Below are 15,062 nucleotides of genomic sequence, written 5' to 3' on the forward strand. Positions count from 1 at the left end.
GTCAAGCGCGGGCGATAAAAAATATCTGTGGATAAACCGAAAAAGATCGCAGCCTCCGGCAGCTCCTACATGGGATTTGTGATCACTCTGTAGGAGCTGCCGAAGGCTGCGATCTTTTGATTTTATGAACTGTGGATAACTCAGCCCTTTTTAATCTTCTCCGGCCGCTTCCAGCCGTCGATGTTCTTCTGACGAGCACGTCCTACTGCTAACTGAGCTTTATCCACAGTCGAAGTAATTGTCGAGCCGGCCGCGGTCGTCGCACCGTCCAGGATATCCACAGGTGCCACCAACGAGTTGTTGGAGCCGATGAACACGTCCTCACCCAACACGGTTTTCCACTTGTTGGCGCCATCGTAGTTGCAGGTGATGGTGCCGGCGCCGATGTTGGTGCGTGCGCCAACTTCGGCATCGCCTAGATAAGTCAGGTGACCTGCCTTGGCGCCTTCACCCAGGTGAGCATTTTTTAGCTCGACGAAGTTACCCACATGCGCTCGTGCTTCAAGCACCGTGCCTGGACGCAAACGTGCGAACGGACCGGCATCGCTGCCCTCACCGAGAATCGCGCCTTCGATATGGCTGTTCGCCTTGATCACCACGCCTTTGCGCAAGGTGCTGTCCTTGATCACACAGTTCGGGCCGATCACCACGTCGTCTTCAATGACGACTTTGCCTTCGAGGATCACGTTGATATCGATCAGCACGTCGCGGCCAACGGAGACTTCACCGCGCACATCGAAACGCGCCGGGTCGCGCAGTGTTACGCCTTGAGCCATCAAGCGGCGACCGGCACGCAATTGGTAGTGACGCTCAAGCTCGGAAAGCTGCTTGCGGTCGTTGGCGCCCTGCACTTCCATCGCATCGTGGGGTTGTTCGGTGGCCACCACCAGACCATCGTTGACCGCCATTTCGATCACGTCGGTCAGGTAGTACTCGCCCTGCACGTTGTTGTTCGACAGACGCCCCGTCCAGTCGGCCAGGCGATCGGCCGGGACCGCGAGGATACCGGTGTTGCCTTCGTTTATGGCGCGTTGAGCTTCGGTCGCGTCCTTGTGCTCGACGATGGCGGCGACCTTGCCGTCAGTGTCGCGAACGATACGGCCATAACCGGTTGCGTCGTCCAGCTCCACGGTAAGCAGACCCATCTGCCCGGGCACGACCAGCTTGAGCAAGCGCTGCAGGGTTTCAACTTCGATCAACGGCACGTCACCGTAAAGAACCAGCACGGTGTCGGCTTTGATGAACGGTACAGCCTGGGCCACGGCATGGCCGGTCCCCAGTTGTTTGTCCTGAAGGACGAAATTCAGATCGTCAGCGGCCAGACGCTCACGCACAGCATCGGCACCATGGCCGATCACCACGTGGATGCGCTGTGGATCAAGTTGTCGGGCGCTGTGGATAACATGGCCGAGCATCGAATTGCCGGCAATCGGGTGCAGTACTTTCGGCAAAGCGGAACGCATGCGCGTGCCTTGGCCAGCAGCGAGAATAACGATTTCAAGAGACATGACTGGCTACCAATCCTGGGTGGTCAGCGGCTGCGACCATCGTGTTGAATATCGGAAAAGAAAAAAGGGTAGCCGAGGCTACCCTTTTTAATCAATCACACAACAAGCTCAACCTTAGTGGCCGAACTTCTTGCGGATCTGCTGGACGGTGCGCAGCTGAGCTGCGGCCTCGGCCAGACGTGCGGCAGCAGAACCGTAATCGAATTCCGCGCCCCGCTCATGCAAGGCCTTCTCGGCAGCCTTAACGGCTTCCTGAGCGGAGGCTTCGTCCAGGTCGGCAGCACGTTGCACGGTGTCGGCAAGAACCTTGACCATGTTCGGCTGAACCTCGAGGAAACCACCGGAGATGTAATACACCTCCTCTTCCCCGCCCTGCTTGACCAGGCGGATCGGGCCCGGCTTGAGATTAGTGATCAGCGGCGCGTGACCCAGAGCGATACCAAGATCACCCAGTGCACCGTGCGCAATCACCATCTCTACCAGACCGGAAAAGATTTCCCCTTCCGCGCTGACGATATCGCAATGGACTGTCATAGCCATCTGATTGCCTCAACCTAAATTAGCGCCCGTTTCCGGGCGCCGGGATTACAGTTTCTTGGCTTTCTCGATCGCTTCTTCGATGCCGCCAACCATGTAGAACGCTTGTTCTGGCAGGTGGTCGTAGTCACCGTTGAGGATGCCTTTGAAGCCAGCAATGGTGTCTTTCAGGGAAACGTATTTACCCGAAGCACCGGTGAAGACTTCAGCCACGAAGAACGGCTGCGACAAGAAACGCTGGATCTTACGAGCACGGTTTACCAACTGCTTGTCGGCTTCCGACAGCTCGTCCATACCCAGGATCGCAATGATGTCCTTCAGTTCTTTGTAACGCTGCAGAACGTACTGAACGCCGCGAGCGGTGTCGTAGTGGTCCTGGCCGATTACGTTCGGGTCCAGCTGGCGCGAAGTCGAGTCGAGTGGATCGACCGCTGGGTAGATACCCAGGGAAGCGATGTCACGGGACAGAACGACGGTGGCGTCCAAGTGGGCGAAGGTGGTCGCTGGCGACGGGTCGGTCAAGTCATCCGCAGGTACGTATACCGCTTGGATCGAAGTGATCGAACCTTCCTTGGTCGAAGTGATACGTTCTTGCAGAACGCCCATCTCTTCAGCCAGGGTCGGCTGGTAACCTACTGCGGAAGGCATACGGCCCAGCAGTGCGGATACTTCAGTACCGGCCAGGGTGTAACGATAGATGTTGTCGACGAACAGCAGAACGTCGTTACCTTCGTCACGGAACTTCTCGGCCATGGTCAGGCCGGTCAGTGCTACGCGCAGACGGTTACCCGGCGGCTCGTTCATCTGACCGTAAACCAGTGCCACTTTGTCCAGAACGTTGGAATCCTTCATCTCGTGGTAGAAGTCGTTACCCTCACGAGTACGCTCACCCACACCGGCGAACACGGAATAACCGCTGTGCTCGATGGCGATGTTACGGATCAGTTCCATCATGTTTACGGTTTTGCCTACACCGGCACCACCGAACAGACCGACCTTACCGCCTTTGGCGAACGGGCAAACCAGGTCGATAACCTTGATGCCGGTTTCCAGCAGGTCGTTGCCGCCTGCCTGTTCAGCGAACGAAGGCGCTGGACGGTGAATGCCCCAACGCTCGTCGGTATCGATTGGACCTGCTTCGTCGATCGGGTTGCCCAGAACGTCCATGATCCGGCCCAGAGTTGCTTTACCAACCGGTACGGAGATGGCTGCGCCAGAGTCGACAACGTCCAGACCGCGCTTCAAGCCTTCGGTGGAACCCATCGCAATGGTACGAACCACGCCGTCGCCCAGCTGCTGCTGAACTTCCAGGGTGGTCCCGGCCGCGCTTTGTACAGTCAGCGCGTTGTAGATGCTCGGTACGCTGTCGCGTGGAAATTCCACGTCGATAACGGCGCCGATGATTTGAACGATACGTCCGCTACTCATAGCTGGATCCTCTGAATATTTGAACCGTTAAACCGCGGCAGCGCCGCCGACGATTTCCGAGATCTCTTGGGTGATCGCAGCCTGACGCGCCTTGTTGTAGACCAGCTGCAAATCGCTGATCAAATCACCGGCGTTGTCGGTAGCGTTCTTCATCGCGATCATCCGCGCAGCTTGTTCAGCCGCGTTGTTCTCGACCACCGCCTGGTAGACCTGCGACTCCACGTAACGGACCATCAAGCCGTCCAGCAGCTCCTTGGCATCCGGTTCGTAGAGATAGTCCCAGTGGTGCTTGAGGTCTTGATCCGGGGTTGCCACCAGTGGAATCAATTGCTCCACGGTAGGCTGTTGCGTCATGGTGTTGATGAACTTGTTGGACACCACGGACAGGCGGTCAATACGGCCGTCCAGGTAGGCATCCAGCATCACCTTGACGCTGCCGATCAGATCATTGATCGACGGCTCTTCACCCAGGTGGCTGATAGCTGCAACGACGTTACCGCCGAAGTTGCGGAAAAAGGCCGCACCCTTGCTACCAACGACACACAGATCGATCTCGACGCCGTTTTCGCGGTTTACCGCCATGTCCTTGACCAGGGCCTTGAACAGGTTGGTGTTCAAGCCGCCGCACAGACCACGGTCACTGCTCACTACGACATAACCGACGCGCTTGATTTCACGGTCGATCATGAACGGGTGGCGGTATTCCGGGTTGGCGTTGGCCAGATGCCCAATTACCTGGCGGATACGCTCCGCATAAGGACGGCTAGCAGCCATGCGCATTTGTGCCTTGCGCATTTTGCTGACCGCCACTTTTTCCATGGCGCTGGTAATCTTTTGCGTGCTTTTGATGCTCGCAATCTTACTGCGAATCTCTTTTGCGCCTGCCATGTAACACCTATCAGGTTAGCAAGCGGGAGCCTTGCGGCTCCCGCTGCGGCTTACCAGGTTTGGGTGGCCTTGAACTTCTCGATACCGGCTTTCATGCCAGCGTCGATTTCGTCATTGAAGTCACCTTTCACGTTGATCTTCGCCATCAAATCGGCGTGATCGCGGTTGAAGAAAGCAATCAGCGCTTGCTCGAAGCTGCCGATCTTGGCGATTTCAACGTCAGTCAGGAACCCACGCTCAGCGGCATACAGCGACAGCGCCATGTCAGCGATCGACATTGGTGCGTATTGCTTCTGCTTCATCAGCTCGGTAACGCGCTGACCATGCTCAAGTTGCTTACGGGTCGCTTCGTCCAGGTCAGAAGCGAACTGGGCGAATGCCGCCAGTTCACGGTACTGAGCCAGAGCGGTACGGATACCACCGGACAGCTTCTTGATGATCTTGGTCTGAGCGGCACCACCCACACGGGATACCGAAACGCCGGCGTTCACTGCAGGGCGGATGCCCGAGTTGAACATGGCCGATTCCAGGAAGATCTGACCGTCGGTGATGGAAATCACGTTGGTCGGAACGAACGCGGAAACGTCGCCAGCCTGGGTTTCGATGATCGGCAGTGCGGTCAGGGAACCGGTTTTGCCGGTCACTGCGCCGTTGGTGAACTTCTCTACGTATTCTTCCGAAACGCGGGATGCGCGCTCCAGCAGACGGGAGTGGAGATAGAACACGTCGCCTGGGTAAGCTTCACGGCCCGGTGGACGGCGCAGCAGCAGGGAAATCTGGCGGTAAGCCACTGCTTGCTTGGACAGATCGTCATAAACGATCAGCGCGTCTTCACCGCGGTCGCGGAAGAATTCACCCATGGTGCAACCGGAGTACGGTGCCAGGAATTGCAGCGCAGGAGATTCCGAAGCACTGGCAGCCACGATGATCGTGTTGGCCAGGGCGCCGTTTTCTTCCAGCTTGCGAACCACGTTGGCGATGGTCGATTGTTTCTGACCGATTGCTACGTAGACGCAGAAAATGCCGCTGTTCTTCTGGTTGATGATCGCGTCGATCGCCAGAGCGGTTTTACCGATCTGACGGTCACCGATGATCAGCTCACGCTGGCCACGGCCGACAGGAATCATGGCATCGACAGCCTTGTAGCCAGTCTGTACAGGCTGGTCTACCGACTTACGCCAGATCACGCCTGGAGCAACTTTCTCGACCGCGTCGGTCTCGGTGTTGCCCAGTGGACCTTTGCCGTCAACAGGGTTACCCAGTGCGTCGACTACGCGACCCAGCAGTTCCTTACCAACCGGAACTTCGAGGATGCGGCCGGTGCACTTGGCGCTCATGCCTTCAGCCAGAGACTGGTATGCGCCCAATACAACGGCACCTACGGAGTCTTGCTCCAGGTTGAGGGCCATACCGAAGACGCCGCCCGGAAACTCGATCATCTCGCCGTACATTACGTCGGCCAGACCGTGAATCCGCACGATACCGTCAGATACGCTGACGACAGTGCCTTCGTTACGGGCTTGGGAGGTCACATCGAGCTTGTCGATGCGGCCCTTGATAATTTCACTTATTTCGGAAGGATTGAGTTGCTGCATTGCTCTGCTGCCCCTTCAAACTCAAGATTTCAATGCTTCGGCAAGTTTCGCGATTTTGCCGCGAATCGAGCCATCGATAACCAGGTCGCCGGCGCGGATGACGACACCACCAATAAGGGCAGCGTCCTCCGCAACTTGCAGGCGCACTTCCCGGTTGAGTCGTGCACTGAGAACCTTGGCGAGTTTGTCTTGCTGTTCTTGGTTCAATGCGAAAGCACTGGTCACTTCTACGTCTACCGACTTCTCTTGTTCGGCCTTGTACAGGTCAAACAGAGCGGCGATCTCCGGCAACAGCGGGAGACGGTCGTTTTCGGCAACGACGTTAATGAAGTTCTGTGCCTTGGCATCAAACTTGTCGCCGCACACGTCAATGAACGTGGCGGCCTTTTCTGCGCTCGTCAGTCGCGGGGCCTTGAGCACGCGCTGCATGGTGTCGTCTTCCGACACCGCTGCAGCCAGGCCGAGCATGGCTGACCAATTGGCCAGTTGCTGGTGGGCCTGAGCGTGCTCGAAGGCCGCCTTAGCGTAAGGTCGGGCCAACGTGGTCAGTTCTGCCATGATCGCCCTCGCTTAGATTTCAGCAGCCAGTTGGTTAACCAGCTCTGCGTGCGCGTTTTGATCGATTGTGGCACCCAGGATCTTCTCGGCGCCGCCGACTGCCAGCAAGCCCACTTGGGCACGCAGCGCGTCTTTGACACTGTTCAGTTCCTGTTCGATCTCGGCTTGAGCCTGAACCTTCACACGGTCAGCGTCGATACGGGCTTTTTCAACAGCCTCTTCAACAATCTGATTACCGCGTTTCTTGGCTTGCTCGATGATTTCAGCTGCCTGAGCTTTCGCTTCGCGCAGTTGCTGACCCGCTTTCTCTTGGGCCAACTCCAGGTCGCGAGCTGCACGGCTGGCAGCGTCCAGACCATCAGCGATCTTCTTTTGACGTTCGTGCAGTGCCGCGATGACCGGAGGCCATACGAACTTCATGCAGAACAGTACAAAAATCAGGAACGCAACGGACTGGCCAATCAGGGTCGCATTAATGTTCACGCCAACACCTCGCAGTTACGTTGTCCATCACACCAAATTACCCGGAAGATCCGAGTAATTAGCCAGCGATCTGACCAACGAACGGGTTCGCAAAGGTGAAGAACAGAGCGATACCAACACCGATCATGGTTACGGCGTCGAGCAGACCGGCAACGATGAACATTTTAACTTGCAGCATTGGAACCATTTCTGGCTGACGCGCTGCGCCTTCCAGGAACTTGCCGCCCAGCAGGCCGAAACCAATTGCGGTACCCAGTGCGCCCAGGCCGATCAACAGTGCAACAGCGATAGCGGTTAGACCAACTACAGTTTCCATCTTTCCTCCCGACTTTTACGTCGTATGGTTTAGGTTTTTTTAATTTAAAGCGGTAAAACAAATCGTTTCAGATGCCCCGTCAGGAGCCCCTTCCCGTTTTACCGGGAAGGACATCAGACTAGTCGAGACTGGTCTTAATGGTTTTCTTCGTGCGCCATCGACAGGTAAACGATGGTCAGCATCATGAAGATGAACGCCTGCAGGGTGATGATCAGGATGTGGAACACAGCCCACGCCCACTGCAGAACTACGCCCAGGCCGCTCAGCCAGAGCAGACCGCTGCCGAACATCACAGCAATCAGAATGAAGACCAGCTCGCCGGCATACATGTTGCCGAACAGACGCAGAGCTAGGGAGATCGGCTTGGCGATCAGGGTCACGAATTCCAGCAGGAAGTTCACCGGGATCAGCAGGGCCTGAACGAAGATGTTCTTGCTGCCGAACGGGTGCAGGGTCAGTTCGCCGATGAAGCCGCCGATGCCCTTGACCTTGATGCTATAGAAAATGATCAGCGCGAATACCGACAGGGCCATGCCCAGGGTAGCGTTCGGGTCGGTAGTCGACACGGCGCGGAACGGAATGTGTGCATCGCCGGAGATCAGGATGGCCAGCTGAGGAATCCAGTCGACCGGTACCAGGTCGACGGCGTTCATCAGGAACACCCAGACGAAGATGGTCAGTGCCAGCGGTGCAATCACCGGGCTACGGCCATGGAAGCTGTCTTTCACGCTGCCATCGACGAATTCGACCAAAACTTCAACGAAGTTCTGCAAAGCACCTGGCTGACCGGAAGTCGCCTTCTTTGCCGCCATGCGGAAAAGAAGAACGAAGATCAGACCCAATGCGACCGACCAGCCGAGGGTATCGACGTGGAAAGCCCAGAAGCCCATTTCCTTGGCTTCTGCTGCGGTGTGGGCAAAGCCCCAGCCGCCGGTAGGGTGCTGACCGAAGGTCAGGTTCTGCAAGTGGTGCTGGATATAGCCCGAAGCGGTTGTTTCTGCCATGGTTGCCTCAAACGCCCTAAGGTCTCGAAAGTCTTGTTCTCATCAGCAGGGGAGCGAACCAGCTGACCGACTGAGTCAGCACGAAGGCACCGAATACTGCAATCGGCGCCAATGGCTTCACACCTGCGAACACCAGTGCAAACAGCACTGCCGTCAAAATCAGTTTCCCCGCCTCGCCGGCATAAAATGACCGGACGATGGACTGGGCTGCTCGGGCGCCGGAAAACCGAAATGCCCTGTGAGCGAAATACACATTGGGCAGCAAGGCTATCAGGCCTCCGCAAAGTCCCGAGTATCCGGCAACGACTCCGTGCCATTGCCAAAGCGCCAAAGCGGCAATGAGCAAGACCACGAATTGAGCCATCAACACCGGAAAAACTGCCAGGCGATGGAACGGCAAGCGGTTTGGCGTGCGGGTTTCCATCACTATTGCTCTCCAATGGTCGGCTGCCAGAATTCAATAACTTGGCATAATTTGTGCCGACAAAATGCGCGCAGAGTATAGGGGCGGTTCTGCCCCTATTCAACTGTCAGGTAGTGATTTCCGACTGCGCGCTACATGAGGAAATGTTTCAGCGAATATGTGCGAGTACGCCTTGAAGCTCATCCAGGGAGTTGTAGCCAATCACCAACTGCCCTTTTCCCTTCTTACCGTGGCGGATCTGCACCGCAGAGCCTAGGCGCTCGGCCAGGCGCTGTTCCAGGCGGGCGATATCCGGGTCTGGTTTTGCGGGTTCGACAGGCTCCGGTTTGCCACTCAACCACTGGCGAACCAGTGCCTCAGTTTGGCGCACGGTCAGCCCGCGTGCGACAACATGTCGCGCCCCTTCAACCTGTTGATTGTCCGGCAAACCGAGCAAAGCACGGGCATGACCCATTTCCAGGTCGCCGTGGGACAACATGGTCTTGATGACTTCCGGCAAGGAGATCAGGCGCAGCAGGTTGGCCACGGTCACCCGGGATTTGCCCACCGCTTCGGCCACTTGTTGCTGGGTCAGCTGGAATTCCTGCTGCAGACGCTGCAAGGCCACCGCTTCTTCGATCGGGTTGAGGTCTTCGCGCTGGATGTTCTCGATCAGCGCAATGGCAATGGCCGTTTCATCCGGCACATCGCGCACCATCGCAGGAATGGTTTCCTGCCCGGCCTGCTGACTGGCGCGCCAGCGGCGTTCACCGGCAATGATTTCAAAGCGGCCACCGCCAATCGGGCGTACCACGATCGGTTGCATCACGCCTTGCGCCTTGATCGACAGTGCCAGCTCTTCGAGGGCCTGAGGATCCATATCGCGACGTGGCTGGTATTTGCCGCGCTGGAGCAAGTCCAGGGGCAAGTGTTGCAGCTCACGGTGATCGGCTTGCGCCGCCTGTTCTTCCAGCGAGCTGACGGTCGGACCACTCAGCAGTGCATCCAGTCCACGTCCGAGACCTCGTTTCTTGACGGCCATGGGGATTCCTTAAGTTGTCTGAGCAGCGGCGATGCGTGAGTTTTTGCGCTGACGACGAACCATTTCGCCCGCCAGAGCCAGATAGGCAACGGCGCCGCGCGATGCTTTGTCGTACGCCAGTGCCGGCATGCCGTAGCTAGGCGCTTCGGCCAGGCGGATATTGCGTGGAATGACGGTGTCGTAGAGTTGCTCGCCGAAGTGTTCCTTGAGCTGGGCCGAGACATCGTTCATCAGGCTCAGGCGCGGATCGTACATCGTACGCAGCAAGCCTTCGATCTTGAGGTTCGGGTTCAGCAATTCAGCGATACGCTTGATGTTATCCACAAGGTCGCTCAAGCCTTCGAGCGCGAAGTACTCGCACTGCATGGGGATAATTACCCCGTCGGCGGCAACCAGTGCGTTCAACGTCAGCATCGACAGCGACGGTGGGCAGTCGATCAAAATGTAATCGTAGTTTTCACGAATCGGCGCCAGCGCACTGCGCAGGCGGCTTTCCTTCATCTGCATTTCCAGCAGAACCACTTCCGCAGCCGTCAGGTCACGGTTGGCCGGCAACAACTGGTAACCACCATGCTCGGAGTAGTGCATGGCCTGGGCCAGGTCGCATTCACCGATCAACAGGTCGTAGACCGAGTTTTCCAGGCCGTGTTTATCCACACCGCTACCCATGGTGGCGTTGCCCTGTGGATCGAGATCGATCAACAACACCCGACGCTTGGTGGCGACGAGGGATGCTGCGAGGTTGATGCAGGTGGTGGTCTTGCCCACACCACCCTTTTGGTTCGCAATCGCGAATACCTTAGCCATTCTTGCTTGTGTTCCCAATCATGCCGTGCGGCGCAGTATCAGCAGATGGCGTTGGCCTTGGCAACCGGGTACGGCCAGGGCGTGTTCGCTATCGAGGTGGAAGTCTGCCGGCAATGCTACCAGCTCATCGGCGGGATGAACGCCCTTCATTGCCAGCCAACGTGTATCGGTGTCGCCGAGGTGGCGAGTCCAGTTCGTGAAGTTTTCCATGCTGCTGAATGCCCGGGAGATAATCCCGTTGAACGGCTGCGCAGGCTGGAACGCTTCGACGCGACTGTGGATAACTTGCAGGTTATCCAGTTTGAGTTCGAGTTTGACCTGAGTCAGGAAGCGGGTTTTCTTGCCATTGCTGTCCAGACAGGTCACTTGCGACTCAGGAAACAGGATGGCCAGCGGGATGCCAGGCATGCCGCCGCCGCTGCCGACATCCAGCCAACGACCATTTTCGATGAAAGACATCACGCTCAGACTATCGAGCAAATGACGCGAGACCATTTCATCCGGATCACGAACCGCAGTCAGGTTGTAAGCCTTGTTCCATTTGATCAACAGGGCCAGATAGCCCAGCAGCTGCGCGTGCTGGGTTTCAGTCAGCGTGACACCAAGCTGGCGGGCACCTGTGGATAACTCTTCTGCGTGTTGCGAAGTGACCAACGAACTCAAGCGCTTTGCTCCAACTGACGGCCCGCGCCGCGTTTTTTCAAATGAATCATCAACAGCGAAATGGCTGCCGGAGTAACACCCGGGATCCGTGACGCCTGGCCCAATGTCTCTGGACGGGTCGCACCGAGCTTGCTCTGGATCTCTTTGGAGAGTCCGGAAATGTTTGTGTAATCGATATCCACAGGCAGCTTCGTGTCTTCACTTGCGCGCAGACGAGCGATTTCATCCTGTTGACGATCGATGTAGCCGGCGTACTTGGTCTTGATTTCGACCTGTTCGGCGACCTGTGGATCTTCTGCGCCCCCACCAGTCACGGCGATCAGACCAGCGTAGTCGATTTCCGGACGGCTCAAGAGGTTGAGCAGGTTGTATTCGTGGGTCAGCGGCGTGCCAAATTTTTCTGAAATCGCATCGCCTTGCTCAGTACCCGGGCGGACCCAGGTGCTTTTCAGGCGCTGTTCTTCCAGCTCGATGCTTTCGCGTTTTTTGCAGAAAGCCTCCCAGCGCGCATCATCCACCAGCCCCAGTTCGCGACCTTTCTCGGTCAAGCGCAGGTCGGCGTTGTCTTCGCGCAGGATCAAACGGTATTCAGCGCGGGAGGTGAACATCCGGTACGGCTCTTGGGTACCGAGAGTAATCAGGTCGTCGACCAACACCCCGATATACGCTTCATCGCGGCGCGGACACCAGGCGTCTTTGCCTTGTGCACGCAGTGCAGCGTTGGTTCCGGCCAGCAAACCCTGGGCGCCGGCCTCTTCGTAACCGGTGGTGCCGTTGATTTGCCCGGCGAAGAACAGACCGCCGATGACTTTGGTTTCCAGGCTGTATTTCAGGTCGCGCGGATCGAAATAGTCGTACTCGATCGCATAACCCGGACGCACGATGTGCGCGTTCTCCATGCCGCGGATCGATTGCACGATCTGCAATTGCACGTCGAACGGCAAGCTTGTGGATATCCCGTTCGGGTACAGCTCGTTAGTCGTCAAACCTTCCGGTTCGATGAAGACCTGGTGGCTTTCCTTGTCGGCAAAGCGATGAATCTTGTCTTCGATCGACGGGCAGTAACGCGGGCCGATGCCTTCGATCTCACCGGCAGCGGAATACATCGGCGAACGGTCGAGGTTGGCGGCAATGATTTCGTGGGTGCGCGCATTCGTGTGGGTAATCCAGCAGCTGACTTGCTTCGGATGCTGCTCCTTGGAGCCCATGAACGACATGACCGGAATCGGCGTATCGCCCGCTTGCTCGGTCATCACCGAGAAATCCACAGACCGGGCGTCAATACGCGGCGGCGTACCGGTTTTCAGACGACCAACGCGCAGCGGCAGTTCACGCAGGCGGTGAGCCAGGGCGATCGACGGTGGATCACCGGCGCGACCGCCGGAAAAATTCTGCAAACCAATGTGGATAAGTCCACCGAGGAACGTGCCGGTGGTCAACACCACGGAATCGGCGAGGAAACGCAGACCCATTTGCGTGACAACACCACGGACTTGTTCCTGCTCAACGATCAGATCGTCAGCGGCTTGTTGAAATATCCACAGGTTCGGCTGGTTTTCCAGGATTTCGCGGACAGCGGCCTTGTACAGAACCCGGTCTGCCTGTGCGCGAGTTGCTCGCACGGCCGGGCCTTTGCGGCTGTTCAATACTCGAAACTGGATACCACCTTTATCGGTAGCGATGGCGATCGCACCGCCAAGGGCATCGATTTCCTTGACCAAGTGGCTTTTGCCGATCCCGCCAATGGCAGGGTTGCAACTCATGGCACCGAGGGTTTCCACGTTATGCGTCAGCAACAGGGTTTTGACCCCCATACGTGCTGAGGCCAGTGCTGCCTCGGTACCGGCATGACCGCCGCCGATGACGATCACTTCAAAACGGGAAGGGAAATCCACCACGCACCTCGTGCCTGCTTAAGTAGGTAATTCAGGAATAGTTTGAGCTCAGGTTTTTGGACCTGGTCGACAAGTATAGGGACTTCGCCCTTCCTAAAGAACCCTTTGCACAAAATTTAACCAGCTGTGGAGAAGTCGGGGTTATAGAAATTAAAAAGAAAGAAATTTATTAAATCTTTGTTTTTATGTTTATTTCTACTGAGGCACCTTTCTGTGGATAGAACGCTGAAGGCCTTTATTTACAATATGTACAGAGATTCAAAACCCTGTGACCATGTGCCAATGAGGCCCTTGGATAACCGGTTTAAGCCTGTGGATGAAAGAGGTGGTTATCCACAGAGGCAGTTATGTTCAGTTTTAAGACCCTGTTATCAACTGCCCTTAGCCACAGTTATTCACAGGGCTTAATCCACAGAAAAGCGCTACGGGAACAAAATCCGGACACAAAAAAACGCCAGGCAGACAGAATCCGCATGGCGTTCGAGTGCTGGTTTCAGAAAGAAAGAGGCAGACAGGCACGAACGGCCTGTCTGTGGAACTGCGGAAGGACTATTTACCGATGCAGAAACTGGAGAAGATTCGCCCCAAAAGGTCATCGGAGCTGAACGCACCGGTGATTTCCCCCAGCGATTGCTGTGCCTGTCGCAGATCCTCGGCCAACAGTTCGCCGGCTCCGGCCAGGGTCAGTTGGGCACGGCCGTGTTCCAGGGAGTCGCTGGCATGGCGCAAGGCTTCCAGGTGACGCCTGCGTGCGCTGAAGCTGCTTTCGGACGTCTGTTCATAACCCATGCAGGCTTTCAGATGTTCGCGTAGTAGCTCAAGACCAACGCCGCCAGACTTCGCGCTCAGGCTGATGGTGACATGACTATCCTCGCTGACTTCCAGAGCAATGGCTTCACCCGTAAGGTCTGCCTTGTTGCGGATGAGCGTGACTTTGGCAGGATCTGGACGGGTTTCGAGGAATTCCGGCCACAAAGCAAACGGGTCAGCCGCTTCAGGAGCGGTGGCATCCACAACCAACAGTACGCGATCCGCTTCGCCGATGGCTTTCAACGCCCGCTCGACTCCGATTTTTTCCACATGATCATCGGTGTTACGCAAGCCAGCGGTGTCGACGACGTGCAGTGGCATGCCGTCAATGTGGATATGTTCGCGCAGGACATCACGAGTTGTGCCGGCAATCTCGGTCACAATCGCCGCTTCCCGTCCGGCCAGCGTATTGAGCAAACTGGATTTGCCGGCATTCGGACGGCCGGCAATCACCACCGTCATGCCATCGCGCAACAAAGCGCCCTGCCCGGCTTCGCGCATGACAGTGGATAACTCATCACGAACCTTGTCGAGCATGCTGAGCACGTGGCCATCAGCGAGGAAGTCGATTTCTTCTTCCGGAAAGTCGATTGCGGCTTCGACATAAATCCGCAGACCGATCAGTTGCTCCGTGAGGTTATGCACACGTGTGGAAAATGCGCCTTGCAAGGAACGCAGTGCATTTCGGGCCGCCTGTGCAGAACTGGCTTCGATCAGGTCGGCGATGGCTTCGGCCTGGGCGAGGTCGAGCTTGTCATTGAGGAATGCACGTTCACTGAATTCACCCGGTCGGGCGAGACGGCAACCCAGTCCAAGGCAACGTTGCAGCAACATATCCAGGACGATCGGGCCGCCATGACCCTGTAATTCCAATACATCTTCGCCGGTAAAGGAGTTCGGTCCGGGAAAATACAATGCGATGCCCTGATCGAGCACCTCGTCGTTTTCACCGAGGAACGGACCGTAGTGAGCGAAACGCGGCTTGAGTTCGCGACCACTGAAGGCCTTGGCCGCAACGCTGGCCAACGGCCCGGAAATACGAACGATGCCGACACCGCCGCGACCTTGAGCGGTGGCGACGGCGGCGATGGTTTCACGAGGAGCGCTCATAAACCGGTATCCATA

The 15,062-nt window shown here is 56.9% G+C and carries 15 protein-coding genes; all 15 read right to left on the reverse strand.

What is annotated here, in order from left to right; translation table 11 throughout:
• Positions 1 to 140: 140 nt before the first annotated feature.
• Positions 141 to 1,508, reverse strand: coding sequence for a bifunctional UDP-N-acetylglucosamine diphosphorylase/glucosamine-1-phosphate N-acetyltransferase GlmU (glmU, locus tag V6Z53_RS02205; RefSeq protein ID WP_338583955.1), 1,368 nt, complete (start codon positions 1,506 to 1,508; stop codon positions 141 to 143).
• A 114-nt stretch (positions 1,509 to 1,622) separates the two neighbouring features.
• Positions 1,623 to 2,048 (reverse strand): F0F1 ATP synthase subunit epsilon, encoded by a 426-nt coding sequence (locus V6Z53_RS02210; protein ID WP_007969909.1) that lies wholly within the window; start codon positions 2,046 to 2,048, stop codon positions 1,623 to 1,625.
• 45 nt (positions 2,049 to 2,093) lie between these two features.
• Positions 2,094 to 3,473 (reverse strand): F0F1 ATP synthase subunit beta, encoded by a 1,380-nt coding sequence (atpD, locus tag V6Z53_RS02215; protein WP_060540274.1) that lies wholly within the window; start codon positions 3,471 to 3,473, stop codon positions 2,094 to 2,096.
• Between the two features lie 27 nt (positions 3,474 to 3,500).
• Positions 3,501 to 4,361 (reverse strand): F0F1 ATP synthase subunit gamma, encoded by an 861-nt coding sequence (gene atpG, locus V6Z53_RS02220; RefSeq protein ID WP_008045673.1) that lies wholly within the window; start codon positions 4,359 to 4,361, stop codon positions 3,501 to 3,503.
• Between the two features lie 50 nt (positions 4,362 to 4,411).
• The gene (gene atpA, locus V6Z53_RS02225; protein WP_030132553.1) at positions 4,412 to 5,956 is read right to left on the reverse strand and encodes a F0F1 ATP synthase subunit alpha; all 1,545 of its coding nucleotides are present in this window, start codon (positions 5,954 to 5,956) and stop codon (positions 4,412 to 4,414) included.
• A gap of 21 nt (positions 5,957 to 5,977) precedes the next feature.
• Entirely contained in the window at positions 5,978 to 6,514 is a 537-nt protein-coding gene (locus V6Z53_RS02230; RefSeq protein WP_007934341.1) for a F0F1 ATP synthase subunit delta, read from the reverse strand.
• A 12-nt stretch (positions 6,515 to 6,526) separates the two neighbouring features.
• Complete coding sequence (locus V6Z53_RS02235) at positions 6,527 to 6,997, reverse strand: F0F1 ATP synthase subunit B (RefSeq protein WP_008064601.1); 471 nt, start codon at positions 6,995 to 6,997, stop codon at positions 6,527 to 6,529.
• A 58-nt stretch (positions 6,998 to 7,055) separates the two neighbouring features.
• The gene (atpE, locus tag V6Z53_RS02240; RefSeq protein WP_003097235.1) at positions 7,056 to 7,313 is read right to left on the reverse strand and encodes a F0F1 ATP synthase subunit C; all 258 of its coding nucleotides are present in this window, start codon (positions 7,311 to 7,313) and stop codon (positions 7,056 to 7,058) included.
• Positions 7,314 to 7,447: 134 nt separating this feature from the next.
• Positions 7,448 to 8,317 carry a F0F1 ATP synthase subunit A gene (gene atpB, locus V6Z53_RS02245; protein ID WP_150702274.1) on the reverse strand — a complete coding sequence of 290 codons (870 nt, stop codon included), beginning with the start codon at positions 8,315 to 8,317 and terminating at the stop codon, positions 7,448 to 7,450.
• A 16-nt stretch (positions 8,318 to 8,333) separates the two neighbouring features.
• On the reverse strand, positions 8,334 to 8,741 hold the full coding sequence (locus V6Z53_RS02250; protein WP_056854266.1) for a F0F1 ATP synthase subunit I: 408 nt from the start codon (positions 8,739 to 8,741) through the stop codon (positions 8,334 to 8,336).
• A 148-nt stretch (positions 8,742 to 8,889) separates the two neighbouring features.
• Positions 8,890 to 9,762: a ParB/RepB/Spo0J family partition protein gene (locus V6Z53_RS02255; protein ID WP_075946952.1), complete on the reverse strand. Its 873-nt coding sequence runs from the start codon at positions 9,760 to 9,762 to the stop codon at positions 8,890 to 8,892.
• 9 nt (positions 9,763 to 9,771) lie between these two features.
• Positions 9,772 to 10,569: a ParA family protein gene (locus V6Z53_RS02260; protein WP_338583956.1), complete on the reverse strand. Its 798-nt coding sequence runs from the start codon at positions 10,567 to 10,569 to the stop codon at positions 9,772 to 9,774.
• Positions 10,570 to 10,587: 18 nt separating this feature from the next.
• On the reverse strand, positions 10,588 to 11,232 hold the full coding sequence (gene rsmG / locus V6Z53_RS02265) for a 16S rRNA (guanine(527)-N(7))-methyltransferase RsmG (protein WP_338583957.1): 645 nt from the start codon (positions 11,230 to 11,232) through the stop codon (positions 10,588 to 10,590).
• Positions 11,229 to 13,127: a tRNA uridine-5-carboxymethylaminomethyl(34) synthesis enzyme MnmG gene (gene mnmG, locus V6Z53_RS02270; RefSeq protein WP_338583958.1), complete on the reverse strand. Its 1,899-nt coding sequence runs from the start codon at positions 13,125 to 13,127 to the stop codon at positions 11,229 to 11,231. Before mnmG ends, rsmG begins: the two co-directional genes overlap by 4 nt.
• A gap of 549 nt (positions 13,128 to 13,676) precedes the next feature.
• On the reverse strand, positions 13,677 to 15,047 hold the full coding sequence (gene mnmE / locus V6Z53_RS02275) for a tRNA uridine-5-carboxymethylaminomethyl(34) synthesis GTPase MnmE (protein WP_338583960.1): 1,371 nt from the start codon (positions 15,045 to 15,047) through the stop codon (positions 13,677 to 13,679).
• Between the last annotated feature and the right edge of the window lie 15 nt (positions 15,048 to 15,062).

It is taken from the genome of Pseudomonas sp. MAG733B (assembly GCF_036884845.1).
In the GTDB taxonomy this organism is placed as follows: Bacteria; Pseudomonadota; Gammaproteobacteria; order Pseudomonadales; family Pseudomonadaceae; genus Aquipseudomonas.